Origin of the sequence: Fibrobacter sp. UWB3 (genome assembly GCF_002210405.1) — a bacterium.
GTDB lineage: Bacteria > Fibrobacterota > Fibrobacteria > Fibrobacterales > Fibrobacteraceae > Fibrobacter.
Window position 1 is genome coordinate 19,517 of record NZ_MWQJ01000004.1, and the last position, 25,654, is coordinate 45,170.

General features: G+C 51.5%; 37 protein-coding genes and 1 tRNA gene. 37 read left to right on the forward strand and 1 reads right to left on the reverse strand.

The window, feature by feature from the left end; genetic code table 11:
- Positions 1-644 precede the first annotated feature (644 nt).
- From tuf to B7991_RS05945, 32 genes are all read left to right on the forward strand, one after another.
- Positions 645-1,829, forward strand: coding sequence for an elongation factor Tu (gene tuf, locus B7991_RS05790; protein ID WP_085491737.1), 1,185 nt, complete (start codon positions 645-647; stop codon positions 1,827-1,829).
- Between the two features lie 9 nt (positions 1,830-1,838).
- Entirely contained in the window at positions 1,839-2,147 is a 309-nt protein-coding gene (rpsJ, locus tag B7991_RS05795; RefSeq protein WP_014546117.1) for a 30S ribosomal protein S10, read from the forward strand.
- 5 nt (positions 2,148-2,152) lie between these two features.
- A complete protein-coding gene (gene rplC / locus B7991_RS05800; RefSeq protein WP_014546116.1) occupies positions 2,153-2,770 on the forward strand; it encodes a 50S ribosomal protein L3 in 618 nt (205 codons plus the stop codon).
- Complete coding sequence (rplD, locus tag B7991_RS05805) at positions 2,770-3,390, forward strand: 50S ribosomal protein L4 (protein ID WP_014546115.1); 621 nt, start codon at positions 2,770-2,772, stop codon at positions 3,388-3,390. Before rplC ends, rplD begins: the two co-directional genes overlap by 1 nt.
- Entirely contained in the window at positions 3,390-3,692 is a 303-nt protein-coding gene (rplW, locus tag B7991_RS05810; RefSeq protein ID WP_088630014.1) for a 50S ribosomal protein L23, read from the forward strand. The genes rplD and rplW overlap by 1 nt, the downstream gene beginning before the upstream one ends.
- A gap of 2 nt (positions 3,693-3,694) precedes the next feature.
- Complete coding sequence (gene rplB, locus B7991_RS05815; protein ID WP_014546114.1) at positions 3,695-4,525, forward strand: 50S ribosomal protein L2; 831 nt, start codon at positions 3,695-3,697, stop codon at positions 4,523-4,525.
- Positions 4,526-4,528: 3 nt separating this feature from the next.
- Entirely contained in the window at positions 4,529-4,810 is a 282-nt protein-coding gene (gene rpsS, locus B7991_RS05820; protein WP_014546113.1) for a 30S ribosomal protein S19, read from the forward strand.
- Entirely contained in the window at positions 4,810-5,160 is a 351-nt protein-coding gene (gene rplV, locus B7991_RS05825; RefSeq protein ID WP_014546112.1) for a 50S ribosomal protein L22, read from the forward strand. The genes rpsS and rplV overlap by 1 nt, the downstream gene beginning before the upstream one ends.
- A gap of 2 nt (positions 5,161-5,162) precedes the next feature.
- Entirely contained in the window at positions 5,163-5,822 is a 660-nt protein-coding gene (gene rpsC, locus B7991_RS05830; protein ID WP_014546111.1) for a 30S ribosomal protein S3, read from the forward strand.
- A 2-nt stretch (positions 5,823-5,824) separates the two neighbouring features.
- Complete coding sequence (gene rplP, locus B7991_RS05835; protein ID WP_014546110.1) at positions 5,825-6,238, forward strand: 50S ribosomal protein L16; 414 nt, start codon at positions 5,825-5,827, stop codon at positions 6,236-6,238.
- Positions 6,238-6,429 carry a 50S ribosomal protein L29 gene (rpmC, locus tag B7991_RS05840; protein WP_014546109.1) on the forward strand — a complete coding sequence of 64 codons (192 nt, stop codon included), beginning with the start codon at positions 6,238-6,240 and terminating at the stop codon, positions 6,427-6,429. The genes rplP and rpmC overlap by 1 nt, the downstream gene beginning before the upstream one ends.
- Before the next feature lie 17 nt (positions 6,430-6,446).
- Positions 6,447-6,701 (forward strand): 30S ribosomal protein S17, encoded by a 255-nt coding sequence (gene rpsQ, locus B7991_RS05845; protein ID WP_088630015.1) that lies wholly within the window; start codon positions 6,447-6,449, stop codon positions 6,699-6,701.
- Positions 6,702-6,721: 20 nt separating this feature from the next.
- Positions 6,722-7,090 (forward strand): 50S ribosomal protein L14, encoded by a 369-nt coding sequence (gene rplN, locus B7991_RS05850; protein WP_015732011.1) that lies wholly within the window; start codon positions 6,722-6,724, stop codon positions 7,088-7,090.
- A complete protein-coding gene (gene rplX / locus B7991_RS05855) occupies positions 7,090-7,389 on the forward strand; it encodes a 50S ribosomal protein L24 (protein WP_073442651.1) in 300 nt (99 codons plus the stop codon). The genes rplN and rplX overlap by 1 nt, the downstream gene beginning before the upstream one ends.
- A gap of 9 nt (positions 7,390-7,398) precedes the next feature.
- On the forward strand, positions 7,399-7,938 hold the full coding sequence (gene rplE / locus B7991_RS05860; RefSeq protein WP_014546107.1) for a 50S ribosomal protein L5: 540 nt from the start codon (positions 7,399-7,401) through the stop codon (positions 7,936-7,938).
- A gap of 9 nt (positions 7,939-7,947) precedes the next feature.
- The gene (locus B7991_RS05865) at positions 7,948-8,133 is read left to right on the forward strand and encodes a type Z 30S ribosomal protein S14 (protein ID WP_014546106.1); all 186 of its coding nucleotides are present in this window, start codon (positions 7,948-7,950) and stop codon (positions 8,131-8,133) included.
- Between the two features lie 12 nt (positions 8,134-8,145).
- Positions 8,146-8,541 (forward strand): 30S ribosomal protein S8, encoded by a 396-nt coding sequence (rpsH, locus tag B7991_RS05870; protein ID WP_014546105.1) that lies wholly within the window; start codon positions 8,146-8,148, stop codon positions 8,539-8,541.
- A gap of 2 nt (positions 8,542-8,543) precedes the next feature.
- Positions 8,544-9,083: a 50S ribosomal protein L6 gene (rplF, locus tag B7991_RS05875; protein WP_088630198.1), complete on the forward strand. Its 540-nt coding sequence runs from the start codon at positions 8,544-8,546 to the stop codon at positions 9,081-9,083.
- Between the two features lie 9 nt (positions 9,084-9,092).
- Complete coding sequence (gene rplR / locus B7991_RS05880; RefSeq protein WP_014546103.1) at positions 9,093-9,464, forward strand: 50S ribosomal protein L18; 372 nt, start codon at positions 9,093-9,095, stop codon at positions 9,462-9,464.
- 11 nt (positions 9,465-9,475) lie between these two features.
- Entirely contained in the window at positions 9,476-9,958 is a 483-nt protein-coding gene (gene rpsE, locus B7991_RS05885) for a 30S ribosomal protein S5 (protein ID WP_015732010.1), read from the forward strand.
- Positions 9,959-9,971: 13 nt separating this feature from the next.
- Positions 9,972-10,151, forward strand: coding sequence for a 50S ribosomal protein L30 (rpmD, locus tag B7991_RS05890; protein ID WP_073442653.1), 180 nt, complete (start codon positions 9,972-9,974; stop codon positions 10,149-10,151).
- 1 nt (position 10,152) lies between these two features.
- The gene (rplO, locus tag B7991_RS05895; protein WP_073442655.1) at positions 10,153-10,593 is read left to right on the forward strand and encodes a 50S ribosomal protein L15; all 441 of its coding nucleotides are present in this window, start codon (positions 10,153-10,155) and stop codon (positions 10,591-10,593) included.
- Positions 10,593-11,954 (forward strand): preprotein translocase subunit SecY, encoded by a 1,362-nt coding sequence (gene secY / locus B7991_RS05900; protein WP_088630016.1) that lies wholly within the window; start codon positions 10,593-10,595, stop codon positions 11,952-11,954. Before rplO ends, secY begins: the two co-directional genes overlap by 1 nt.
- Positions 11,954-12,172, forward strand: coding sequence for a translation initiation factor IF-1 (gene infA / locus B7991_RS05905; RefSeq protein WP_014546098.1), 219 nt, complete (start codon positions 11,954-11,956; stop codon positions 12,170-12,172). The genes secY and infA overlap by 1 nt, the downstream gene beginning before the upstream one ends.
- 27 nt (positions 12,173-12,199) lie before the next feature.
- Positions 12,200-12,316, forward strand: a complete 117-nt coding sequence (gene rpmJ / locus B7991_RS05910; RefSeq protein ID WP_014546097.1) for a 50S ribosomal protein L36 — start codon at positions 12,200-12,202, stop codon at positions 12,314-12,316.
- Between the two features lie 9 nt (positions 12,317-12,325).
- Positions 12,326-12,694, forward strand: a complete 369-nt coding sequence (gene rpsM / locus B7991_RS05915; RefSeq protein WP_014546096.1) for a 30S ribosomal protein S13 — start codon at positions 12,326-12,328, stop codon at positions 12,692-12,694.
- Between the two features lie 26 nt (positions 12,695-12,720).
- Positions 12,721-13,146: a 30S ribosomal protein S11 gene (rpsK, locus tag B7991_RS05920; protein WP_049858437.1), complete on the forward strand. Its 426-nt coding sequence runs from the start codon at positions 12,721-12,723 to the stop codon at positions 13,144-13,146.
- 18 nt (positions 13,147-13,164) lie between these two features.
- Entirely contained in the window at positions 13,165-14,139 is a 975-nt protein-coding gene (locus B7991_RS05925; protein ID WP_015732009.1) for a DNA-directed RNA polymerase subunit alpha, read from the forward strand.
- Positions 14,140-14,141: 2 nt separating this feature from the next.
- Positions 14,142-14,615, forward strand: coding sequence for a 50S ribosomal protein L17 (rplQ, locus tag B7991_RS05930; RefSeq protein WP_015732008.1), 474 nt, complete (start codon positions 14,142-14,144; stop codon positions 14,613-14,615).
- A 102-nt stretch (positions 14,616-14,717) separates the two neighbouring features.
- Positions 14,718-15,896, forward strand: a complete 1,179-nt coding sequence (locus tag B7991_RS05935) for a polysaccharide biosynthesis/export family protein (protein WP_088630017.1) — start codon at positions 14,718-14,720, stop codon at positions 15,894-15,896.
- Positions 15,897-15,899: 3 nt separating this feature from the next.
- Complete coding sequence (locus B7991_RS05940) at positions 15,900-17,099, forward strand: lipopolysaccharide biosynthesis protein (protein ID WP_088630018.1); 1,200 nt, start codon at positions 15,900-15,902, stop codon at positions 17,097-17,099.
- A gap of 3 nt (positions 17,100-17,102) precedes the next feature.
- The gene (locus B7991_RS05945) at positions 17,103-18,446 is read left to right on the forward strand and encodes an O-antigen polymerase (RefSeq protein WP_088630019.1); all 1,344 of its coding nucleotides are present in this window, start codon (positions 17,103-17,105) and stop codon (positions 18,444-18,446) included.
- 82 nt (positions 18,447-18,528) lie between these two features.
- Here B7991_RS05945 and B7991_RS05950 read toward each other — a convergent pair whose 3' ends face one another.
- Positions 18,529-19,764, reverse strand: a complete 1,236-nt coding sequence (locus B7991_RS05950; RefSeq protein WP_088630020.1) for an oligosaccharide flippase family protein — start codon at positions 19,762-19,764, stop codon at positions 18,529-18,531.
- Between the two features lie 148 nt (positions 19,765-19,912).
- On the opposite strand from B7991_RS05950, the gene B7991_RS05955 reads away from it, so the two are divergent.
- The 5 genes from B7991_RS05955 to lon all read left to right on the forward strand — a co-directional run bounded on the left by B7991_RS05955 (position 19,913) and on the right by lon (position 25,628).
- Positions 19,913-19,992: transfer RNA gene (locus B7991_RS05955), tRNA-Leu, on the forward strand.
- Between the two features lie 45 nt (positions 19,993-20,037).
- A complete protein-coding gene (tig, locus tag B7991_RS05960; RefSeq protein WP_088630021.1) occupies positions 20,038-21,297 on the forward strand; it encodes a trigger factor in 1,260 nt (419 codons plus the stop codon).
- A 12-nt stretch (positions 21,298-21,309) separates the two neighbouring features.
- Positions 21,310-21,900: an ATP-dependent Clp protease proteolytic subunit gene (locus tag B7991_RS05965; RefSeq protein WP_088630022.1), complete on the forward strand. Its 591-nt coding sequence runs from the start codon at positions 21,310-21,312 to the stop codon at positions 21,898-21,900.
- A complete protein-coding gene (gene clpX / locus B7991_RS05970; protein ID WP_088630023.1) occupies positions 21,900-23,153 on the forward strand; it encodes an ATP-dependent Clp protease ATP-binding subunit ClpX in 1,254 nt (417 codons plus the stop codon). The genes B7991_RS05965 and clpX overlap by 1 nt, the downstream gene beginning before the upstream one ends.
- Before the next feature lie 123 nt (positions 23,154-23,276).
- The gene (gene lon / locus B7991_RS05975; RefSeq protein ID WP_088630024.1) at positions 23,277-25,628 is read left to right on the forward strand and encodes an endopeptidase La; all 2,352 of its coding nucleotides are present in this window, start codon (positions 23,277-23,279) and stop codon (positions 25,626-25,628) included.
- Positions 25,629-25,654: the final 26 nt, after the last annotated feature.

Sequence of the window (25,654 nt, forward strand, 5' to 3'; positions counted from 1 at the left end):
ATAAAGATAGAAATATTATATATAATGTCTTGTAAAAAAACTTTTCATGCCATTATCGTGATTTAGGACAATTTATGTTAGCCACTAGTCAGTGATTATTGGTCATCGGTATCTATTAATAGTTTGTTGGTGGTCGATGGGTGATTTTGGAGATTTGTGTCTTGTTTTTTGAATGAATCGGAGAATCTCAAAATATTGAAGGGCAATGGGTTGGGGAGGTCCAAAAAAGGTAAAACTTTGTAAAATTTTCTGATGTAAAAATCTTTTTACATTGTAAGACTTGGGTTGTGAATTGAATTTTGTCGGGTTTGTGAATAATGTTGATAAAATGTTGGAAAATTGGTTTTATAGTTGATATAAAATATTGAACCTTTGATTTTTAAGCGAAAAAGGGCAATTCTATCCTAGGAAATGAGCGGGTTTTCAACGGCCCGAAAACACCCCCGAAAACCTGTGGATAAGTCCAAAAATCCGCTTTTTTAGCGTAATTTCAAAAGAAAAATACTTGCAAATTACCTAGCATTTATTAAATTTGTGTTCCAATTTCGCAGAGTACCGCTTCCTATGCTTTGCGAAAATACGGGGAACTCAAGTAGTTCTCTTGAACTTGAAGCGATAAACCTTCTGCTGAAGAAGAGGAAAAAATGGCAAAAGAACATTTTGACAGAAGCAAGCCGCACTGCAACATTGGCACCATCGGCCACGTTGACCACGGTAAAACCACTTTGACCGCTGCAATCTGCACCACCCTTGCTGCTAAGGGTCTTGCCGCTGCAAAGCGTTTCGACGAAATCGACAACGCTCCGGAAGAAAAGGCTCGTGGTATCACGATTAACACCTCTCACGTGGAATACACCACTGCAAACCGTCACTACGCACACGTCGACTGCCCGGGGCATGCTGACTATGTGAAGAACATGGTGACTGGTGCTGCTCAGATGGACGGCGCTATCCTCGTCGTTGCTGCTACTGACGGCCCGATGCCGCAGACTCGCGAACACATCCTTCTTGCACACCAGGTTGGCGTGCCGAAGATCGTCGTGTTCATGAACAAGTGCGACATGGTTGACGATGCCGAAATTCTCGACCTCGTCGAAATGGAAGTCCGCGAACTTCTGTCCAAGTATGACTTTGACGGTGACAACACCCCGATCATCCGCGGTTCCGCTCTCAAGGCTCTTGAAGGCGATCCGGAATACCAGGACAAGATCATGGAACTCATGGACGCTTGCGACACCTACATCCCGCTCCCGCAGCGCGATACCGACAAGCCGTTCCTCATGCCGATCGAAGACGTGTTCACGATTACTGGCCGCGGCACTGTCGCTACTGGCCGTATCGAACGCGGTGTCGTTCGCTTGAACGACAAGGTCGAACGTATCGGTCTCGGTGAAACCACCGAATACGTCATCACCGGTGTTGAAATGTTCCGCAAGCTTCTCGACGACGCTCAGGCAGGTGACAACGTTGGTCTCCTCCTCCGTGGCGCTGAAAAGAAGGACATCGTCCGTGGCATGGTTCTCGCCGCTCCGAAGTCTGTCACTCCGCACACCGAATTCAAGGCTGAAATCTACGTTCTCACTAAGGACGAAGGTGGCCGCCACACGCCGTTCATGAACGGCTACCGTCCTCAGTTCTACTTCCGCACCACCGACGTTACCGGCACGATTCAGCTCCCGGAAGGCGTCGAAATGGTTACCCCGGGTGATACCGTCACGATTCACGTGAACCTCATCGCTCCGATCGCCATGGAAAAGCAGCTCCGCTTCGCTATCCGCGAAGGTGGACGTACTGTTGGTGCTGGCTCTGTTACCGAAATCATCAAGTAAGGAATAATCATGGCTGGTGAACGCATCCGTATTCGCTTGAAGAGCTTCGATCATCGTATGATCGACCGCTCTGCTCAAGATATCGTGAATACAGCTAAGAACACTGGGGCTCGTATTGCAGGCCCCATCCCTCTCCCGACGAAGATCCAGAAGTATACGGTGCTCCGCTCTCCGCATATTGACAAGACTTCTCGTGAACAGTTCGAATCCCGTACGCACAAGCGTCTTATCGACATCCTTGATGCTACGCCGCAAACTGTAGATTCCCTCATGAAACTTGACTTGCCGGCAGGCGTTGAAGTCGAAATTAAGGTCTAATAACAATGAACGGTATTCTCGCAAAGAAATTGGGAATGACCCAAGTGTTCACGGAACAGGGCGAATGCGTCCCTGTCACGGTTCTCGAAGCCGGTCCGTGCGTGGTCGTTTGCCATAAGACAGAAGAGAAGGACGGCTACACTGCTGTCCAGATCGGCTTTGGTCTCAAGAAGGAACAGCGCGCCAATAAGGCAGAAGTCGGCCATTTCAAGAAGGCTGACGTGGCTGTTCGTGAACACCTCGCTGAATTTGATGTCGCTGATCTCGAATCCTGGCCGGTTGGCAAGGAATTCGGCGCTGCCGACTTCGCTGATGCAAAGACTGTGAACGTCTCTGGCATCTCCAAGGGTCATGGTTTCTCTGGCACTATCAAGCGCCACGGTTTCCATAGCGGTCCTCGTTCCCATGGTACGCACAATATGCGCGAACCGGGTGGTACGTCCGCTCACTCCTATCCGGGTCGTGTTTTCCCGGGTAAGCGTATGGCTGGTCAATACGGCAACAAGAAAGTGACCGTGAAGCACCTCCAGGTCGTCAAAGTTGATGGCGACCGCAACCTGATCTTCGTCCGTGGCGCTGTCCCGGGCCCGAAGAACAGCATCATCGTGGTGAGGAAAGACTAATGGCTAGTGCAAAGCTTTTCGCCGCTACTGGCGATTTTAAGAATGATATCCAGCTCCCGGCTCTCTTCGACCAGGAAGTCAACAAGGTCTGCATGTACCTCCACATCAAGGCTATCCTGAACAACAATCGTCAGGGTACTGCCCAGACTAAGTCCAAGGGCGAAGTCAGTGGCGGTGGCCAGAAGCCGTGGAAGCAGAAGGGTACCGGCCGCGCTCGTTCCGGTCAGAACACCTCTGCAGTTTGGGTTCGTGGTGCTAAGGCACACGGTCCGAAGTCTCATGACTACTTCGAAAAGGTGAACAAGAAGGTCAAGAAGATCGCTTTCTACTCCGCTCTCGCCAACAAGGCTAGCGAAGGCAAGGTCTCCGTGTTCGAAGCTCTCAGCTTCAGCGCTCCGAAGACCAAGGATCTCCTCTCTGTTCTCGCCAAGTCCGGCATCGAACAGCGCAACGTTCTCTTCATCGTTAGCGAAAAGGATCAGAACCTCTATCTTTCCTCTAACAACATTCCTTGGTGCCGTTGCGCTCGCGTAGCTGACGTCAACACTTACGATGTTGTTCGTGCAAATAACGTTGTCATCTCTCAGGCTGCTCTCGCAGAACTTGAAGGAGGCCGCTAATGAAAGAAATTCGCGAAATCCTCGTTGCTCCGCACGTTACCGAAGAAACCATGAAGAACATGGTCAATCCGCGTACGAACGTGCACAAGTACGTGTTCAAGGTCGCCATGGACGCTTCTAAGGAAGACATCAAGGCCGCTATCGAAAAGCGCTTTGACGTCAAGGTCGCTAAGGTCAACACTTTGATCAACCGCGGCAAGATCAAGCGCGTCCGCATGGTCGCTGGCAAGAAACCGAACTGGAAGAAGGCCTACATCACATTGAAGGCCGGGCAAAAGATTGCCGAGTTTGAAGGAGTATAACCATGGGTCTGAAATCTTATCGCCCGATTACCCCGACACTGCGTTACAAGCAGATTGGTGACCGCAAGGAACTCTCTGCTGTAAAGCCGTACAAGCCGCTTACCGAAGGTATCAAGCGTAGCTCCGGCCGTAACAATGCTGGTGAAATTACCTCCCGTCGTCGTGGTGGTGGTCACAAGAAACTGTATCGTATCATTGACTTCAAGCGTCAGTTCGCCGGTCTCTCCTGCACTGTCGAAACGATTGAATACGATCCGAACCGTACCGCTCGCATCGCTCTCGTCAAGTACGAAAACGGCAAGCGCGCATACATCATCGCTCCGGCCGAAATCAAGGTTGGCGATGTGCTGAACGCTGGTGAAGGTGCTGAATTCCGCGTAGGTAACGCAATTCCTCTCCGCGACATTCCGCTCAACACCATTATCCACAACATCGAAATGAAGCCGGGCAAGGGTGCCCAAATTGCTCGTTCCGCTGGTGCCGGTGCAGAACTGGTTGCCAAGGACGGCAAGCTCTGCCAGGTCAAGCTTCCGAGTGGCGAAGTCCGCTACATCCCGGAAGACTGCCTCGCTACCGTTGGCCAGGTTTCCAATATCGATCACATGAATGAATCCTCGGGTTCTGCAGGCCGCTCTCGCTGGCTCGGCAAGCGCCCGGCCGTCCGTGGTGTCGTTATGAACCCGGTCGATCACCCCCTTGGTGGTGGTGAAGGTCGTACCTCTGGTGGTCGTCATCCGTGCTCTCCTTGGGGTAAGAACTCTAAGGGTGCAAAAACTCGTAACAACAAGCGTACTGATAAGTTCATCGTACGTCATCGTCAGAAGAGGGCCTAATTCATGTCTAGATCCCTTAAGAAAGGTGCGTTCGTGGATTCCCACGTTCTCAGCAAGGCCCAGGCGATGGCCGGTTCCGACAAGAAACAGGCTATCAAGACCTGGTCCCGTCGTTCCACAATCGTCCCGGATATGGTCGGACTCACGTTCTCCGTCTATAACGGCAAGCAGTTCCTTCCGGTTTATGTCACCGAAAACATGGTTGGCCATAAGCTCGGCGAATTCTCCATGACCCGTACTTTCCGCGGTCACCGCAAGACTGAAACTGCTGGAGGCAAGAAATAATGCAAGCTGTTGCTAAAGTTAAAAACGTCCGTTACGGCGTTCGCAAGCTCCGTCGCGTAGTCGACCTCGTTCGTGGCAAGTCCGTCAGCGAAGCCTTCGCGATGCTCTCCATCCTCCGTACGCAGACCAAGGGTGCTCCGCTGGTTGAAAATGCTCTCAAGTCCGCTGTCGCTAACTTGAAGCAGAAGTCCGCCGCTCCGGTTTCCGCCGAAGAAATCGTGATCAAGACCATCACCGCTGATGGTGGTACGATCATGAAGCGCATTCACCCGCGTTCCCAGGGCCGTGCTTTCCGTATCGAAAAGCCGCTCTCCCACATCACCGTCGTTGTCGCAGACAAGGAGAATTAACAATGGGTCACAAAACTCATCCTAATGGTCTTCGTCTTGGCGTTATCCGCGGTTGGGAATCCAAGTGGTATGCCGAAGACAAGTTTGCCGATCTTCTCTATGAAGATATCGTGCTCCGTCGCTACTTGATGAAGCGTTTCGAACATGCCTCCCTCTCCAAGGTTGGCATCGAACGTACCGTCAAGAAGGTGAACGTTAACCTCTATACCGCTCGCCCGGGTATCGTTATCGGTAAAAAGGGCGAAGAATTGGAACGTTTGAAGGGCGAACTCCAGTTCCTCACCGGTAAAGAAATCTATATTGCAGTCCACGAAATCAAGCGTCCGGAAACTGATGCAAAGCTCGTGGCTGAAAACATTGCTCGCCAGCTCGAAAAGCGTATTTCTTTCCGCCGTGCCATGAAGCGTGCTATCCAGTCCGCTATGCGCATGGGTGTGGAAGGTATCAAGGTGCAGTGCGGTGGCCGCCTCGGTGGTGCCGAAATTGCCCGCGTTGAAAAGTATGCTGAAGGCCGCGTGCCTCTGCACACTCTTCGTGCTGACATCGACTACGCAACTGCCATCGCTAAGACCGTTTATGGTGCCATCGGTATCAAGGTGTGGATCATGCACGGTGAAAAGATCGGTAAGGACGTCATGAACGACAACAAGAGAGAGAAGTAATTATGCTGAGTCCGAAAAGAACATTGCATCGTAAGCAAATGAAAGGGCGCATGAAGGGCGTCGCCTCTCGTGGCAACTATATCGCCTTTGGCGAATTCGGTATCCAGGCTCTTGAAAAGTGCTGGCTCACCGCTCGCCAGATCGAAGCTGCTCGTATCGCCATGACTCGTAAGATCAAGCGTGGTGGTCGTGTGTGGATTCGCGTCTTCCCCGATAAGCCGATTACCCGTCACCCTGCAGAAGCCCGTATGGGTAAGGGTAAGGGCGCAGTCGAATTCTGGGCAGCCGTAATCCTCCCGGGTCGCATCCTTTTTGAAATGGGTGGTGTTGAACGTGAACTTGCCATGGAAGCTCTCCATGTCGCAATTCAGAAGCTCCCCCTTAAGTGCAAAATCATCGAAGAATCGGAGATCTAATGAAAGCACGTGAATTGAAAGAACTGGGCGTTGACCAGCTCAAGGAAAAACTGGCTCAGTTGAATCTCGATTTGTTCAATTACCGCATGACTGCGAAGCTCGGTAATTTGGAAAAACCCTCTGTGATTCAAGCTGCCCGCAAGGACATCGCCAGAATCAAGACCATCCTCAGCGAAAAGGCCAAGGCATAAGCCGGCAGGAGCAGGAAATGGAAAGAAACCTTCGTAAAGTCAAGCAGGGTATCGTCTCCTCCGACAAGATGGACAAGACGATTACGGTTGTGGTCGAAAACCGCAAGCGTCACCCGATGTACAACAAGATCATGACTACGACTAGCAAGCTCAAGGCTCACGATGAAAAGAATGAAGCCCAAGAAGGCGACCTGGTCGAAATCATGGAAACTCGTCCCCTCTCTGCAACGAAGCGCTGGCGCCTCGTCCGCATTGTGGAAAAGAAGAAGTAAACTCCTGGAGTAAGGCGAATATGATTCAAGAAGAAACCAGACTCGTCGTGGCCGATAACAGTGGTGCCAAGGAAGTCGCCTGCATCCGTGTTTTGGGTGGCACAAACCGTCGCTATGCTAGCATCGGTGATGTCATCAAGGTAGCCGTTAAGGACGCTATCCCCCAGAGCAAGGTGAAGAAGGGTTCCGTGGCCGACGCCGTCGTCGTCCGCACAGCTAAAGAAATCGCACGTCCGGACGGAACGTTCATCCGTTTCTCCGACAACGCAGTGGTTCTCATCAACAAGGATGGCGAACCGCGTGGAACCCGTATTTTTGGACCGGTGGCTCGTGAGCTCCGCGACAAGAAATACATGAAGATCATCTCCCTCGCACCTGAGGTTCTGTAATGGCTAACATCAAGAAGAATGATAACGTCAAGGTGATTTCCGGTGCCAATAAGGGCAAGACCGGCACCGTGATCAGTGTCAAGGATGGCAAGGTGACCGTTTCTGGCGTCAACGTCTGCAAGCGTCACGAAAAGCCGTCTCAGACCAATCAGACTGGTGGCATCGTTGAAAAGGAATTGCCGATCGACATTTCCAACGTGATGCTTCTCGAAGGCAACACTCCCGTTCGTACCCGCATCGTTCGCGAAAAGGGTAAGAAGGGCGTTCGTACCAGTGTAAAAACTGGAAAGGCTGTGTAAGGTAACGCAATGAACCAGATGAAGCAATTCTATCTCGAAAAGGTCGTTCCGGCCTTGCAGCAAAAGTTTGCCTACAAGAACGTGATGCAGATTCCGCGTCTCGAAAAGATCGTGCTCAACATGGGCGTGGGCGCCGCTTCCCAGAACCGCAAGATTCTCGACGAAGCTGCTGACACTCTCACTGCTATCACCGGTCAGAAGGCTATTGTCACTAACGCTAAGAAGGCTGTCGCTAACTTCCACCTCCGTGAAGGTATCGGCATCGGTGCTAAGGTCACACTTCATGGCGACAACATGTGGGACTTCCTCTATCGTTTCATCAACATCGACCTTCCGCGTGTCCGCGACTTCCGTGGTCTCGCACGCCGTGGCTTTGATGGCATGGGTAACTTCACCCTCGGCATCAAGGAACAGACGATCTTTGTTGAAATCGACATTGACAAGATTTCCCGTACCTTCGGTATGGACATTTCTTTCGTCACCTCCGCTAAGACGGACGACGAAGGCCGTGCCCTCCTCGAAGAACTTGGACTCCCCTTCAGGAAGTAAGGTAATACCATGGCAAGCAGAAGAATGATTGAAAAATGCAAGCGTACTCCGAAGTATACCGTTCGTGGGTACAACCGTTGCAAGCGTTGCGGTAGGCCGCACGCCTTTATGCGCCGCTTTGGCCTTTGCCGTATTTGCTTCCGCGAAATGGCACTCGCCGGCGAAATCCCCGGTATCACAAAGTCGTCTTGGTAAGGAGAGTATAAAATGGCAATGACAGATACTATCGCCGATATGCTCACCCGTATCCGCAATGCCTCTACGGCAAAGCTCCCCGTGGTGGACATTCCTGCCAGCAATCTTAAGCGTGATATTGCACGTGTGTTGCAGGAAAAAGGTTTCATTAAGAAGTTCGTCGTCGTCGATGACGGTAAGCAGGGCATCCTCAAGGTCCTCCTCCGTTACACGAAGGGCGAATCCGCTATCCAGGGCCTCCAGCGCGTTTCTACGCCGGGTCTCCGTCACTACGTTGACGTGGCCAAGCTTCCGCGCGTTCGCAACGGCCTCGGCTATGCTATCATCTCCACATCTAAAGGTGTCATGACTGACCACGAAGCCCGCGAACTCAAGGTGGGTGGCGAAGTCATCGCAAAGGTATGGTAAAGATGTCCCGTATCGGTAAAGCTATTATCACTATCCCGGCTGGCGTTAAGGTTAACGTCAACGGTCAGAACATCAAGGTCGAAGGCCCGAAGGGCAAGCTCGAAACGAACGTTCACGAACTCATCTCCATCAAGCTCGATGGCGACAAGCTCTCCTTCACCCGCCCGAATGATGAAAAGTTCACCCGCGCTATGCACGGCACCACTCGCGCTCTCGTCAATAACATGGTCGAAGGTGTGACCAAGGGTTTCCAGAAGACTCTCGAAATCGTTGGCGTTGGCTACCGCGTCGAACAGAAGGGCAAGGACCTCAACTTGGTTCTCGGCTTCTCTCATCCGGTGATCTTCAAGGCTCCGGAAGGCGTTGAACTGAAGGCTGTTGATCCGCTGAAGATTACGATCTCCGGCATCGACAAGCAGAAGGTTGGCCAGGCTGCCGCAGAAATTCGCAAGTACCGTAAGCCTGAACCGTATAAGGGCAAGGGCATCAAGTACGCTGGCGAAATTGTGCGTCGCAAGCAGGGTAAGAAGACAGGTAAATAAGGGTAAACTATGACTGCAATTGCTAAAAAAAGAATCCAGTCCAGAATCGCACGCCACGAACGCGTACGCAAGTCTGTTGTCGGAACTGCAGAATGCCCTCGTTTGGCTGTTCGCCGTTCCTTGTCTCACATGATTGCCCAGATCTTTGATGACGAAAACAACAAGTCTGTCGCTCAGGTCACCACAGCTTCCAAGGAATTCCAGGGTAAGTTTGGTGAAATGACGAAGACCGAACAGGCTAAGCAGCTCGGTCTCCAGATTGCTGAACTCGCCAAGTCCAAGGGCATTGAATCCGTGGTCTTCGACCGCGGCGGTTACATCTATCACGGTCGCGTTCAGGCTCTCGCTGAGGGAGCTCGTGAAGGCGGACTCAAATTCTAGTGAGGTACACTTTGGAACGCGAAGCTCAAGTTTCTGAATTTGAAGACAAGGTTGTACACATCAACCGTTGCGCTAAGACCGTCAAGGGCGGCCGTCGCATGTCCTTCTCCGCTCTCGTTGTCGTTGGCAACAAGAACGGCAAGGTCGGTGTCGGTCTCGGCAAGGCTAAGGAAGTTTCCGAAGCTATCCGTAAGGGTACCGAAGCTGCCCAGAGAAACATCGTGGAAGTCCAGCTCCTCGATGGCACTATCCCGCACGACATCGAAGTGAAGAGCGGTTCTACCCGCATCCTCCTCATGCCGGCTGCTCCGGGTACTGGTGTTATCGCCGGTGCTGCTGCCCGTGCTGTTCTCGAACTCGCCGGTGTACGCAACATCCTCACGAAGATTCACGGTTCCTCCAACCCGAGCACTGTCGTCAGCGCTTGCTTGGAAGGCCTGCTTTCTCAGAAGAACAAACAGGACTGCGCTAAGTTGCGTGGTTTTGAAGCCTAAGGAGTAATACCTAATGAAGAAAGTTCGTATTACTTTGATCAAGGGTATCGTCCGTCGCCTTCCGGTGCACCGCGCTAACGTGGCTGCACTCGGCCTCCGCAAGATCGGACAAACTGTTGAACACAATCTGACTCCGTCCATTGCAGGCATGATCAATGCCGTGAAGGACATGGTCAAGGTCGAGGAGATCTAAGATGGAACTCAATACTCTCAATCCTGGCAAGGCTGCCAAGGGCAAGAGCCGCAAGCGCATTGGTCGTGGTCCGGGCTCTGGCTGGGGCACGACTGCCGGTCGTGGTCAGAAGGGTGCTGGTGCTCGTAAGAGTGCTAAGGCCGGTCGCGTCGCTTTCGAAGGCGGCCAGATGCCGATTCACCGTCGTATCCCGAAGCGCGGCTTCAAGCACGCTGGTGTTGAATTCCAGATCGTGAACCTGAAGCGCCTCGCTGGTGTCAGCGTTACTGATTTCGATGCCAAGGTCCTCTTCGACCAGGGCTTCATCAAGAACGTCGAACTGCCGGTCAAGGTCCTCGCTTTTGGTTCTATCGACAAGGCTATCAACGTAAAGGTTAACGCTATCAGCGAAAAGGCAAAGGCTGCCATTGAAGCTGCTGGCGGCAAAGTTGAGATCATCTAATGGAAGCACTCAAGAAAGCCATCGATGCGTTCGTCAATGCTTTTAAAATCGCAGACCTGCGTAAAAAGATCCTTTTTACGCTTGGTCTTTTGATTGTCTATCGTATTGGCGCTCACATCTCCATCCCCGGAGTAAATGCTGCGGTCCTCGCAGAATACTTCAAAAATTCGAATAACCTGTTCGGCCTGTACGACTCGTTTACCGGCGGTGCATTTGCGAAAGCAACTGTATTTGCCCTCGGTATCATGCCGTACATTAGCGCAAGCATCATCCTCCAGTTGATGGGCTCGGTTATCCCCGCCATCCAGATGCTCCAGAAGGAGGGTCAGGAAGGTCGCGCTAAGCTGAATCAGTATACCCGATACTTCACGGTGGTCCTTTCCGCCTTGCAGGGATGGGGCATTTCTATGTGGCTTTCTAACCTCAAGGTGACGACGGCCGCCGGTACGGGCATCTCGGTCCTTTCCGAGAACTTCTCGTCCGGACTCGGTAACATCGGCTTTCGTCTCCTTGCGACGTTAACCTTCACCGTAGGTACGATCTTCTTGATGTACCTTGGCGAGCAGATTACCTCGCACGGTGTGGGTAACGGTATTTCTCTTATCATTTTCGCCGGTATCGTCGGTGGCCTTCCGCGGGCCATCTTGGCCGAATTCGAAATGTTTAATGAAGGCATCCAGCCGCTTGCGATCGAGGTCTTTATCTTGGCGCTGGTAGTTGTCATTGTCGGATTTATCGTTTTCGTCGAGCAGGCGACCCGTCGCATTCCACTCCAAAGTCCTCGCAGGACTGTCGGAAACAAGGTCTTGGGTGGTCAGGCTAGCTATTTGCCTTTCAAGGTGAACACCGCTAACGTGATTCCTGTGATCTTTGCATCTTGCATCATGTTCATTCCGGCCATGGTTGCATCTTGGTTCCCGAACGTATCTGCGATGCAGGCTTTTGCTTCTGCATTTATTCCGGGACACGTCTCCTACAGCGTAGTAGATGCCCTCCTCATTATATTCTTCACCTACTTCTACACGGCAATCCAGTACAACCCGAACGACATTGCCGAAAACCTCAAGAGAAGTGGTGGGTTTATTCCGGGAGTCCGTCCGGGTAAGCAGACAGCAGAATACATTGACCACGTTTTGACCAGAATTTCATTGCCTGGGTCTCTTTACCTCGCTTTAATCAGCGTTGTTCCCCTGCACATGAAAGACGCTCTCAATATGAGTTTCTATATTGGGGGTACCTCGGTCTTGATCGTGGTAGGTGTTGCTCTGGATACTCTTCGTCAGCTCGAAGCCCAGTTGCATACCAAGAATTATGAAGGTTTCTTGAAACGTGGCCGCATTCGCGGCAGGATGGCATCTTAGTGGCTAAAGAAGAAGGTATACAAGTAGAAGGCGTTGTGTTGGAAGCTCTTCCCAACGCTTTCTTCCGTGTTCAACTCGGAAATGGTCACGAGATCCTCGCCCATGTTTCAGGAAAAATGCGCCGGCATTTCATTAGAATCTTGCCGGACGACAAAGTGTTGGTCGAGATTTCCCCGTACGATTTAAATCGCGGGCGAATTACTTACCGTTACAAGTAATAGGTATTACAAAAGAAGGTCAAACCTATGAAAATCAAAGCCTCCATTAAACCCAGATGTGAAAACTGCAAGATCATCCGTCGTAAGGGTGTATTGCGCATCATCTGTTCGAAGAACCCCCGTCACAAGCAGAAGCAGGGATAAGGAGATCGTATGGCACGTATCGCTGGTGTCGATTTACCGAAAAACAAGACTGTTGAATACGGTCTGACGGCAATCTATGGTGTCGGTCTGTTCACCGCTAACAAGGTCTGTGCTCAGTTGGGCATTGACAAGAACAAGAAGTGTGACGACCTGACTGAAGAAGAACAAGGTAAGATTCGTCATCTTTTGGAAGATGAATACTCTGTGGAAGGTCAGCTCCGCGCAGAAGTTACCTTGAACATCAAGCGTTTGCAGGACATTGGCTGCTATCGCGGCATCCGCCACCGCAAGGGCCTCCCGGTCCGCGGTCAGCGTTCCCGCACCAACGCCCGCACACGTAAGGGCCCCAAGAAGACTGTGGCTAACAAGAAGAAGTAAGGAGTATCATCGTGGCTGAAGAAGAAATCAAGGAAACTGCTGCTGCCGCTGCTGAAGCTCCGGCTGCTGCTGAAGAAGTCAAGATCAAGAAGGGCAAGAAGCGCATTGACATCCAGGGTATCGCCTGCGTGTTCGCTTCCTTCAACAATACAATCGTTTCTATCACCGACGCTCGTGGCAACGTTGTCGCTTGGGGTTCTCCGGGTAACTCCGGTTTCAAGGGCTCCCGCAAGAGCACACCGTTTGCAGCCCAGCTCGCCGCTGAAACCGCTGCCCACAAGGCATTCGATCTCGGCATGCGCAAGGTGGACGTTCGCGTTAAGGGTGCTGGTGGCGGCCGTGAATCTGCCGTCCGCGCTCTCAAGAATGCGGGCCTCGAAGTTCTCTCTATTCGAGACGTGACGGGCATTCCGCACAATGGTTGCCGTCCTAAAAAGAAGAGAAGAATTTAATCCAAAGAGGTATCGCCAATGATGTGGAAATCACTTCAGATGCCGCGCAGCTTCCAGAAAGTGGAAACCGGCGAAGATGGCCGCTACGCCAAGTTTGTCGTAGAAGCCTTGGAACGTGGCTGGGGTATTACCCTCGGTAACGCTCTCCGTCGCGTGCTTCTCTCCTCTCTGCAGGGTGCGGCTATTGTCTCCGTGAAAATCGAAGGCGTTGACAAGGAATTTTCGACGATTCCGGGTGTGAAGGAAGATGTCACTGACATTATCCTCAACCTCAAGAGCATCCGTGTAAAGCTCCTGTCTGATCATGATGAAACCCTTCACCTGGACATGTCCGGTGATGGCGAAGTCACGGCCAAGGACTTTATGGACAATCCAAATGTCACTATCCTGACTCCGGATGTTCACATTGCGACATTGAACGGCAATGCTTCTTTGTCGATGGACGTGAAGATCTCCTGCGGTCGTGGTTATGTTGTTGCCGACGAACTTAAGGACAAGGACGCTCCGATTGGCGTTATCGCCATGGATGCGAACTTCAACCCGGTTCAGAAAGTCGCAATGCACATCAGCGATACCCGCGTTGGTCAGAAGACGGACTACAACCGTCTGGAACTTGAAATTACAACAGACGGTTCCATTGACCCGGAAGACGCTCTTGCATATGCTGCAAAGCTTCTTGTGGATCACTTGGAAATCTTCATCAACTTCGAAGGCGATCTCGAATCTCCTGAAGAACTCGAAATGGATGAAGAACGTCAGCGTATCGCTAACCTCCTCCGTATGCGCGTGGACGATCTGGAACTTTCCGTTCGCTCCAGCAACTGCCTCCGTATGGCAAACATCCATACCATTGGCGAGCTTGTTCGCAACAAGGAAAACGATATGCTCAAATACAAGAACTTCGGTAGGAAGTCCTTGGTTGAACTTAACGAGGTGTTGACGTCGATGGGCCTTTCTTTTGGCATGGACGTCGATGATTACTTGAAGGATTAAACATGAGACACGGTGTAAAAAACAAGAAACTGGGTGTTAACGCCCAACACAAGCGTGCCATCCTCCGCGCCCTCACGACTTCTATTCTCGAGAAGGGCATGGAAACGGATCAGAACAAGCGCTATGTGCGTACCACTCTCCACAAGGCTAAGCTTGTGCGCAGCTGTGTAGAACGCATGATTACCTACGCAAAGAAGGGTGACCTTTCTGCACGTCGTGAAGCAGCTCGCTTCGTGATGGACCCGAAGGTTCTCCAGGATTTGTTCAACACGATCGGTCCGCGTTATGCTAACCGCAACGGCGGTTACACTCGCGTGCTGAAGCTCGGCCCGAACCGCGCCGGCGACGCTGCTGAAATGGCTCTTATCGGTCTCGTCGAAGACGAAATCGTTGCTAAGGCTAAGAAGGCTGCTGAACCTGCCAAGGCTGACGCTGCTGTTGACATGGTCGAAGGCGAAGGCAAGTCCGCTAACTAAGATCAAAAACGGTCTTTAAAAAAGGCACGGCTTATACGCCGCGCCTTTTTTTTGTATAATTAGGTAACTTGTCATCCTTTTTCTAAACTGTAGAAAGGTTATATGCGCTCTTTTCTTGTTTGTATTCTTTTGGCATGTATCTGTGCCTTTGCATCGGATTCCATGTTTGGCAATTCGACCGCTGCGAAAAGCCTCGTTCTTGGTGATGGATCGTCTACGCGCGGTGCTGCATCGCTGACGCCGATGCTTTCCGAAGTCGCTGTGGATTCAAATTACATCATCGGTCCGGGTGACTTTTTGGACTTGATGCTCGAAGACAAGTATCTCTCTATCCAGGTGTATCCGGATGGAAATGTGGCTGTCGAGGAATGCGGTGCCGTGCATGTGGGCGGAAAGACCTTTGGCGAAGCCCAGAAGCTGATTCTCGACTTGGTTTCCAAGCGTTACAAGCGTGAATACTGTTTTGTGCAGCTTGCGGCTCTCAAGAAGTTCCGCATTAATGCCATGGGCGCTCTGACTATGGTTGGCCAGCATGTTATCGATCCGCAGACGCGTCTGAGTTATTTCATCCGCGCGATTGGCGGGCTCTTGCCGAATGCAAACCAGGAAGATGTGCAGGTGATTCGTGGCAAGGATACGATTCACGTGAATTACAATACCATGACGATGAATGGTGATTTTGATAGCGACATCATGCTTGAGCAAGGTGACAAGGTCTACATTCCGTTTGTTCCGCTTGGAGATAACGTGAGCCTCATTTTTCCTGGATACAGGACTAGCGTTGCCCATCGCTCGGATAGGACGCTCCAGGATTACTTTGACCTTGCCGGTGCCAACAGGATGCACAACTACGGTTATAAGGCCGTGTGCGTGCGTGAACCGGACAAGGAACCGCGCTGGCTGACGTTTGCCGAGATGAAGACAACGTATGTCGAGCCGAATACTGAAATTGAGTTCTTTGTGAAGGAACTGTATGTGTACCTGGGCGGTGCCGTGAACTATATCGGACGTTACGCTTATAACCCCACGTGGCATGCAATCGATTACATCTCCTCGGGTGGCGTGAATACGATAACGGGTAACTGGAACCAGGTCAAGGTCTGGCGTGGCGATACGCCCAAGGCTATTCCTATCAATGTGGCTACGGACCCGATTTTGCCGGGCGACGTCATTGAAATCCCCAAGAACCATTATGAATCGTTCAAGGACTTTACCTTGTTCATGGCGTCACTCTTAAGTGTGGTCTCGTCTGCGTTCATCATTTACGTCAATTACAAGTAGTTTATGGAAAAGCAAGAGTCTATCGGTTTTATTGAATTTTGCCTGCGCGTTTTGAATAGCGACTTGAAGCATTTCAAGTTCTTTTCCGCGTTTGTTGCAATCCCGACCATTGTCGCTTTTGTGCTTGTCATGTGGGTCATTGATCCCATGTATGCGGCGACTGCGGTTGTCACTCCGCCTGCATCCAAGCAGTCCATGAGCAGTGCGCTTAGCGGTATGATGGGCGGCTCGGGCATGAGTTCGCTTTTGGGACTTTCCATGGATAACGGTGATGCGAACGCCGTGTGGACGATTCTCAATTCCTGGGAACTGCATGACAAGGTCATCGAGAAGTTCGACCTCGCGAAGCATTACAAGTTCAAGGGCAAGTTCCATGCGGACTTGCTGAAGGAGTTCCGCAGGAACTTCGGCATTGACTACAACAAGGAAGACATGTTCTCCTTGTTTTACAAGGATACGGACGCAAAGCGTGCGGTACAGGTCATCGAGTTCATGCTGGAGAAGGCGGACTCGGCGTTCAACGTGTTCAAGACGAATCAGGCTCGCCAGTCCAGGCTGTACTTCCAGGGAAGGCTTGATTCCTGCGAGCATGTGCTGGATTCCGTGCTGAATTCGTTTGTCGACTTCCAGGTGAAGAACAATGTGTACGAACCGGGTGTGCAGCTTAGCGCGACGATCAAGTACTTGAGCGAGTTGCAGGCCATGCGCGAAGAGATGGGCATGGAACTCGACTTTGAAAAGCTCGACCGCGGCGAGAACAGCAAGCGCTACCAGGAACTCCAGAAGCGCGTCAAGGGCATGAATGCGGCTCTTGGTGGAGCGCTCAAGGGCAAGCATAGCAATATCGGTATGATCGAGCTCAAGAAGTCTCCGGAGCTCTATGCGGAGTACTTGAGGCGTGAATCGGAAATCCGCATCCAGGAAACCTTGTACAAGCTCCTGCGCCAGCAGAGCGAACAGATGCGCCTGGAAGAGGCTAAGATGCTCAAGAACCTCCACGTGCTTGAACCGCCTTGGGAAAACAACAAGAAGATTTACCCGCTCAGGGCTGTCACGTTGATTTTCGTGTTTGCAGTGGCTTGCCTCCTTGCGACAATTGTATGCAATATACGTGACTACCTCGAAACCGAAGAGAAGCGTGAGACTGCCGTGGCTCGCGAATGGATGACGTTCAAGGGTTTCTTTAAGAAGAACAAGGTCTAGTTTGTGCTTTCTTGGGCGATTGCATATCCGGTCAGTTCCGCTCTTTTTCTGGTAGTCATTTTTTGCCTATTTCAGTCGTGGTGGTTCAAGAAGGATTTCTTTAGCCCGCTGAATGTCTATTGCTTTACGCAGTGTATTACGCTTGCCATATCGTATTTCCAGATCGATAGGGCGATGTCGGATTTTCACTTGTTTACCTGGGGCGTCTGGCTTCTGGGAGGGCTCTCGTTTACGGGGGGCTGCGTTGTCGCCAGGCTCTATGCGAAATCGAAAGGGCTTCCGGTTCAGGTCCACCCTGCAGTATGTCCGAAGCAGTACAACTGGACATACCACTTGATGCTGTCGTTTGTCGTCTTCTTCGTTTTCCTGATTGGCGTCTATGGCATTTACCACAAGGTCGGGACTCTTGTCATCTTTACGCCGAACCCGGCCAAGTGGATGACGAAGTATATTGATTACGGTTACTTCTCACTGTTGTTCAATAGCGGCCCTTTGTGTGTCCTGCTTTTTGGTGTCGCTTCCTTTAAGAAGTACAATAACATTGTATGGATTCGCCGTGTCGCATTGGTGATGGTGTTTGTGACGATTGCCGTTAACCTGATGGCGTACCCGAACAGAACGTCGCTTTTCTTCAATTTCGGATTTTTCCTGATTTTTGTGAATTACCTGTACAAGAGGATTTCGCCGATAGTGATTGCGTCTTTGTTGGTGATTGCAATTATTGTCTTTATTTCGATCGGTAGCCTTCGCGACCAGTATGGTGGCGGCTCGGTCCAGGGCAAGGCTTTGAGTGTCGTGGTGGAATTGCCTTACAAGTACTTGGCGAACAACTACTGGAATCTGGACTATGTGCTGAACCCGCCGAACGATAGGGAAATCCATCCGCATACATACGGGATAGATTTCTTTAACGGTATTTTTGAATATGCCAAGCTGACGGGTTCGTTCAGGAGTAGTTTCCGCTGGGATGACGCCTTTAACGAGAGGATCCAGAAGGTGGTGGGGTTCAATACGGTGAACTACCTTTGGGATGTCTATAAGGACTTTCATTTGTTCGGAGTGCTGTTCTTGCCGTTCCTGTGCGGGCTTGGGCTTACGGTACTCCATTTGCGCCTGTGCAGACCGTTTACTCCGCGGCAGATCTTGATGTACACCTACTTCATCTACTTTGTCGGATGGTGGTTCTTTACGTCGGGATACAAGCAGGGTATTTACTGTATCTGGGGCATGGTCATCTTTACCGTATCGACGATTTGTACGGTTAAGACTGGTTCAGCGAAGCCTGCGGTTCTTGCCGAATGCGAATCAGGAAGAGCAAAACCACCCTCCCTAACCACCAGCCACTAACCACTGTTTATTGCAGTGTAGCTTTGATTCCCTTAATCTCATTGCTCATATCTCAAAGGGCGAAGCCCGACCTCATACCTTTTTACCACTTCATTCTCTTATTGCGGATGAAATATCCGAACAGGATTGCGGTCAGCAAGAAGTCACCGGTAAGAGCAAATAGGGGTATAAGCTCATTTTCTAGGTACATCCCTGCAAGCCCGCAAACGATGATGTTTGCAATGCCGCCGACGCTTATCATGAGGGCATAGGTGGGGGTGGCATGTTCCTTGAGGAGCGTCGAGATGAGCGTTGTGCGGGTGGCCTGGAATATCAGCGAGAAGGAGAGGATTTGCAGAATGTGAGCGCTTGTCTGGAGTGTCGCTTCGGTCCAGTTCGCTGCAAAGAAAAGAATCTGCAGGATCCACGATGGGAATATCCACAGCGGAGAAGAGCACACGGCGATGAACAGCGTAAAGATGGCAATGTCTTTAAGGTGGATGTCCTTATCGTGCGTGGAGTGTAATGTGATGAGGTTCGACGAGATGAAGTGAACCATGATGCTGGAGCAGAGCAATAGGATTTTGTGTCCGAAGTTGTAACATCCTAAAAATTCATTGCTTGCAAATTTGTCGGCGACGTAAAGGCCGAGAGGGAGGTACGCAAATGACGCAAAACTGGAAATGGCGTAGGGGGTGCCTGCCTTGATCATGATGGCGATAAAGCGGAATGTGCGGCGCGTGATTTTGAGGAGCTTTGCATTGAAGGCCTGCGTCACGCCGTAGAAGAATGCAGGAAGCGCTGCAAGAACCATGGCAAGTGCAATCAGCTCGATTCTATCGACTCTGAAATAGAGAAGCGTAATTCCCATGACGGCGGAATATGAAATCGTGTGCAGTAGCTTCGAGACGAAGAGCCTTTTCCAGAATTTGCCGCAGATGAAGTACCAGTCGAAAAACGCGTGCTGGAAGACGAGTCCGAGCGTGAAGATGAGTTCGCCGTAAAAGATCGGATGGTCGTGGCGGAAAATGCATGCGAATGCGATCATGAGGAGTGCTGCCCCCATGGCGGCGAAAAGCCGCAATTGGAGGATGTTCCTGAAGAGCGATCCGACTGTCGCGCGGCTCCCGAAGAAGGCGAGGATAAGCGTTGTCATCCCGAAATCGGCGATGGCGCAGAAAATGGAGTAGTCGGTCTGGAGGAGCCCAAAGTGTCCGTAAGAGGCTGTCCCGAGGTTCCTTGCGATAAAATTCTGGACGAAAAATGAAATTCCCTGGATGAGGAGATTTACAAATGCAATGAAAACACCGATTTTAATATTGCGGAAAGCCTGAAACATGAAACCAAAGTTAGAATTTAGAACCTGGAGCGCTGCCCACTAAAGCTTGGTTTGGCGCGATAGGGGATTCCTGGACGTTGCAAAAGGCTATTTACAGAAAAAAACAGAAAAATATTTTGCTTTTTTTTGTATCTTTGGTCTTGAAATCGCGAGAGTGGCGGAATTGGCAGACGCGCCAGACTTAGGATCTGGTACTTCGGTGTGTGGGTTCGACTCCCACCCCTCGCAGTTCTTTTTTTATCACTTTTTTAACAACCGTTTATCGGAGTAAATATGTCCGCTGAAATCAAAGAAACAAGCGCCACCGTGCGTACAATTGAAATTACGATCCCGCAGGGTGATCTCAAGGCACCGTTCGAAAAGAAGCTCTCCCAGTACAGGAAGCAGGTGACTTTGAAGGGTTTCCGTCAGGGACAGGTGCCGAAGGCCATGATCCTGAAGCAGTTCGGACCGTCCATCCGTCACGAAGCCGTTGATGACGTTGTGAACTCTATCGTTCAGGAAACGCTCAAGAATGCAAACATCATCCCGGTTGGCAAGATGGTTGTTACGGATTTCAAGGATGACGAAAAGAGCGACATCACACTGAAGGTCGAAGTCGAAGTTGATCCGGAAATCGATATCAAGGGTTACGCAGACACTGGCATCACCGTTCCGGCTACTGCCGTCCACGAAGAAGAAGTCCAGGCTGAATTCAACCGCCTCATGCAGATGTGGAGCAAGGACGAACACGTTGACCGCGAAGCCAAGAAGGGCGACGTTGTCGTTGGCGACTATATCGAAGTTGTGATTGACGGTGAAAAGCAGGAACTCCCGGAAAACAAGGAATTCCGCTCCCTCCTCGGTGAATCCGCTTCTCCGGGATTCGATGAAGGCCTCATGGGTTCTAAGGCCGGCGACAAGAAGGAAATCAACTTCAAGTATCCGGATGACCACAAGGACGAACGCTACCGCGGCAAGACCGCTCAGTTCAACGTCGAAATCAAGGACGTTCGCGAAATCGTTCCGCCGACTTTGGACGAAGAATTCTGCAAGCAGATTGGCGTTAAGGACGAAGCTGACTTGAGAAACAACCTCGCTGAAAGCCTCGCTGCCCAGAAGAAGGACGCTGCTAAGAACAAGGCAATCAACGAAGCTATCGACAAGCTCATCGAAGCTAACCCGTTCGAAGTGCCGAAGGCTCGCATCTACGACCTCATCAAGTGGACGCTCAACCGCAATGCCCAGAGCGAAAAGGACGTTGTCGAACCGACCGAAGAACAGATAAACGAACTCTCCGGCGAAGCTGTCCGCGAAATCAAGAAGCACCGCATTCTCGAATTCGTTGCCACGAAGGAAAAGATCAAGCCGACGCAGGCTCTCGTTGACGAACGCCTCCAGCAGATGGCCGCTGCTTACCACGTGGACTTCGAAAACTTGAAGAACCACTTCCGCCAGTCTGGCCGTATCAACCAGTTGCGCGACGAACTTCGCTTCCAGTTGGCTGCTGACTTCATCGTCGGTATCCGCCCGGCTGCAGAAGAAACAAAGTAATAAGAGGAATAAATGATCATCCCTACCGTCATTGAAACTACCGGGCGCGGCGAACGCGCTTACGATATCTATTCCAGACTCCTCAAGGAACGTATCATTTTTTTGGGCACGCCGATTAACGACGAAGTGGCGAACAACGTCATGGCCCAATTGATTTTCCTTGAATACGAGAATCCGGAAAAGGATATCACGCTGTATATAAACAGCCCGGGCGGTTACGTGTCGGCAGGGCTTGCCATTTATGATACCATGCAGCACGTACGCCCGAATATCGCTACGATCTGCATTGGTAGTTGTGCTTCGATGGCCGCCGTGCTCCTTGCTGCAGGTACGAAGGGCAAGCGCTATGCGCTCCCGCATTCCCGCATCATGTTGCACCAGCCGTCGGGTGCCGCTACTGGACAATCTACAGATATTCAGATTACCGCCAAGGAAATTATCCGTACAAAGGATACCCTTACCGAAATTGTCGCGAAGCATACCGGAAAGCCGGTCGAAGAAGTCCGCGAGAAGACGGACCGCGACTTTTACATGAGCCCGGAAGAAGCAAAGGCCTTTGGCGTCATCGATGAAATTTTTGTGCCGCGTAAAGAGGGTATTTAATGTATCGTAGTGGCAAGAACCACCCGGCTGTAAGTTGCAGTTTTTGCGGAAAGCCGGCCGAACAAGTCGAAAAGATGATCACCGGTGCGGGTGCGTATATTTGCAGTGATTGCATACGCATGTGCAGCCGCATTCTTGAAGAAGACTTGGCTCGTACGAAACAGGAACAGGAAGCGAAGGAAATCTCTTCGAAGCCGCTCCCGCTCCCGACCGAAATCAAGGCTCACTTGGACGATTTTGTCATTGGACAGGACCGTGCAAAGATGGCGCTCTCTGTGGCGGTTTACAACCATTACAAACGCTTGCGTTACAAGCAGACGCACAAGTCCAAGGACGATGTCGATGTCGAAAAGTCGAACTTGCTTTTGGTTGGCCCGACGGGTTCGGGTAAGACGCTCTTGGCGCAGACGATGGCCCGTTTTTTGGACGTGCCGTTCACGATTGCCGATGCGACGGTCTTGACCGAAGCTGGTTATGTGGGTGAAGACGTCGATAGCATTATCGTGCGCCTTTTGCAGGCTGCCGATTACGATGTGGCGAAGGCTGAACGCGGCATTATCTTTATCGACGAAATTGATAAGATTGCTCGTAAGACTGCAAACCCCTCCATCACGCGTGACGTGAGCGGTGAAGGTGTGCAGCAGGGACTTTTGAAGCTCTTGGAAGGTACGGTTGCTTCTGTTCCGCCGAAGGGTGGCCGTAAGCATCCGGAACAGCCGCTTGTGCAGGTGAACACGAGAAACATCTTGTTCATTTGCGGTGGCGCCTTTGAAACCTTGGACAAGATTATTTCCCAGCGCGTGAACCAGGGTGGCATGGGCTTTGGTGCCGATATCCACACAGCAAGCGAAAACAGCTTGAGCGAACTCTTCAAGCAGCTTGAACCGGAAGACTTGATCAAGTTCGGCCTCATCCCGGAAATTGTCGGTCGTTTGCCGATTGCTGTTGCTCTCGAAGAACTTGACGAAACGGCTCTCCTCAACATCTTGACAAAGCCGAAGAACGCACTCGTGAAGCAGTATAAGAGCTTGTTTGCAATGGACAACATCAAGCTCGAATTCGAGGACGATGCCCTCAAGGAAATCGTCCGCGAGACGATGACCCGCAAGACGGGTGCACGTGGGCTCCGCTCCGTGATGGAACGCGTGCTGCAGCAGGCTATGTTCAAGATGCCCGGCTCTGGCGAAAAGAAGTTCACCGTGACTGTCGAAATGGTGAAGGAAGGCCTCAAGCACAACAAGAAAAAGTCTTAGTTGCTGCTGGGAGCAGCTACCTCCTGAACGCCGCGACCTCACGAATGTAAATCTTAGCAGTTGCCGAAAAACGGTGACTGCTTTTTTGTTCCCTCACCTTTCAAAATACTATCTTTGTAGTATATGGCTTTTGACTTTAATAAAACGTACCCGTTGCTCCCTCTGAGGGACGCTGTTGTATTTCCGCTGACGACTAGACGCATTTTGGTGGGCCGCGAGATGTCGCTCCGCGCCCTGGAATTTGCTGAGAATCATAACAACGAAATTATCTTGGTTGCACAGAAGAATGTGGAACAGGAAACGCTCGACAACCCGATGCTCGACCTTTACTCGGTGGGCGTGGTTGCCCGCGTGGCGAATGTGACGCCGTTCCCGAATGGCTGTGTGAAGGTCGTGCTGGAAGGCGATTCCATTGTGGATCTCCGTTCGATTGCTTTGCGCGACGGATTTTTGCAGGTGACGGTCTCGCCGAGAGAACATTTTATCAAGGCCGAAGACAAGAGCGAAAAGTTTGAAGATGTGCTGAACATGTTCCGCGAATACGCCATGCACAGGAATATTGCCGATGGCATGGTCGAAGCGCTCTTTACGATGGATAGCCACATCAACGCGTTTTACGGGATGATCCCGTTCCTCTCGATTTCGCTTTCCGAGAAGCAGGCGCTTTTGGAACTCGAAACGATTGACGCTCTTGCGGATCGTTTGATTAGCTTGATGCAGGTCGCGCAGGAAAACGAGAACGTGATGATTCGCGTTCAGCAGAACGTGCGCCAGAAGATGGCCCAGCAGCAGAAGGAATGGTTTATCTCGGAGCAGATTCGCCAGTTGCAGGATGAACTGGACGGCGAAAATGGCGGTGCTTCGGAACCGGACCAGTTGCTCAAGAAAATCAAGGCCAAGAAGTTTAGCCAGGCAATTGAAGAAAAGCTTGAAGAAGAAATCGGTCGCATGCGCATGATGCAGCCGACCTCCCCGGAATACGCGGTGAGCCGCAATTACGTGGACTGGTTCCTCTCGCTCCCGTATGGTGTTTACACCGATACCGTTTTGAACATGAAGAAGGTGAAGGCGGAACTCGATTCCAAACACTTTGGCCTCGACAAGGTCAAGGAACGCATTATGGAATACGTGGCCGTGCTGAAGCTTACCGGTACGGAACGCCGTGCTCCGATCCTTTGCCTTGTGGGTCCTCCGGGCGTTGGTAAGACGACTCTCGTGGAATCGATTGCAACAGCGATGCAGCGTAACTTTGTCCGCATTACGCTTGGTGGCGTGCGTGACGAAGCTGAAATCCGTGGGCACCGCCGCACTTACATTGGGGCGATGCCGGGTAGATTTATTCATGCTTTGCGCCGTGCAAAGTGCATGAACCCGGTGATTTTGCTCGATGAAATCGACAAGATGGCTAGCGACTTTAGAGGCGACCCTGCAAGCGCTATGCTTGAAGTTTTGGACCCAGAACAGAACCACGACTTTACCGACCACTTCATGGAAGTGGGGCTTGACTTGAGTCGTGTGCTCTTTATTGCGACGGCAAACAGCGAAGGCGAAATTCCGGAAGCTCTGCGTGACCGTATGGAAGTGGTGCGCCTGCCGGGCTACTATCCGCATGAAAAGCTGCAGATTGCTGGCAAGTATTTGCTCCCGCGTATCTGTGAACGCACGGGCGTGAAGCTTGGCGAACAGGTGAGCTTCAGCGACGAGATGATTAACGCCGTGATGCGCGGCTGGACACGCGAAGCGGGCGTTCGTGAACTCGAACGCGTGCTTGAAAGTGCGGTGCGCCATCGTGCAAAAGACATTGTGATGGGCAAGAAAATCAAGCCGGAAGTGACGGCGAAGGTGCTTCAGGATTACCTCGGTGCTCCGAGATTCTTGGACAATCAGCTGCCGGAACCGGGCCGCCCGGGCGTTGTAACAGGCCTTGCCTGGACAAGTGTTGGTGGCGAAATCCTGCCCATTGAATGCATGCTCTTGAGCGGCAAGGGTCAGCTGATTTTGACGGGTAAGCTTGGCGATGTGATGAAGGAATCCGCACAGATTGCTGTTTCACTTGTTCGTGAACGCTTGCAGCGCTTTGGCATTGACCCCGCGATTGTGCGTAAGACGGACATCCACATTCACGTGCCGGAAGGTGCTGTGCCGAAGGATGGACCTTCTGCAGGTATCGCGCTGACTCTTTGCCTCTTGAGTGCGTTTACGAAGCAGCCGATTTCACCGGACATCGCGTTTACGGGTGAAGTGAGCCTTACGGGCGCCTGCCTCCCGATTGGCGGTCTGAACGAAAAGGCGCTTGCAGCACTCGCTGCTGGCGTGAAGACGCTCCACTTGCCGGAAGGCAACAAGAAGGATGTGGCTGAACTCCCGGACCCGGCGAAGAAGGGCCTCAAGATATACCCGCACAAGCACATTGACGAAATCGTGAAGATTTTGTTCAAAATGCCGAAGGTCGCAAAAAGCGCGAAGAAAGCGTAATTAATTGAGAAAAATAAGTGCCCGCC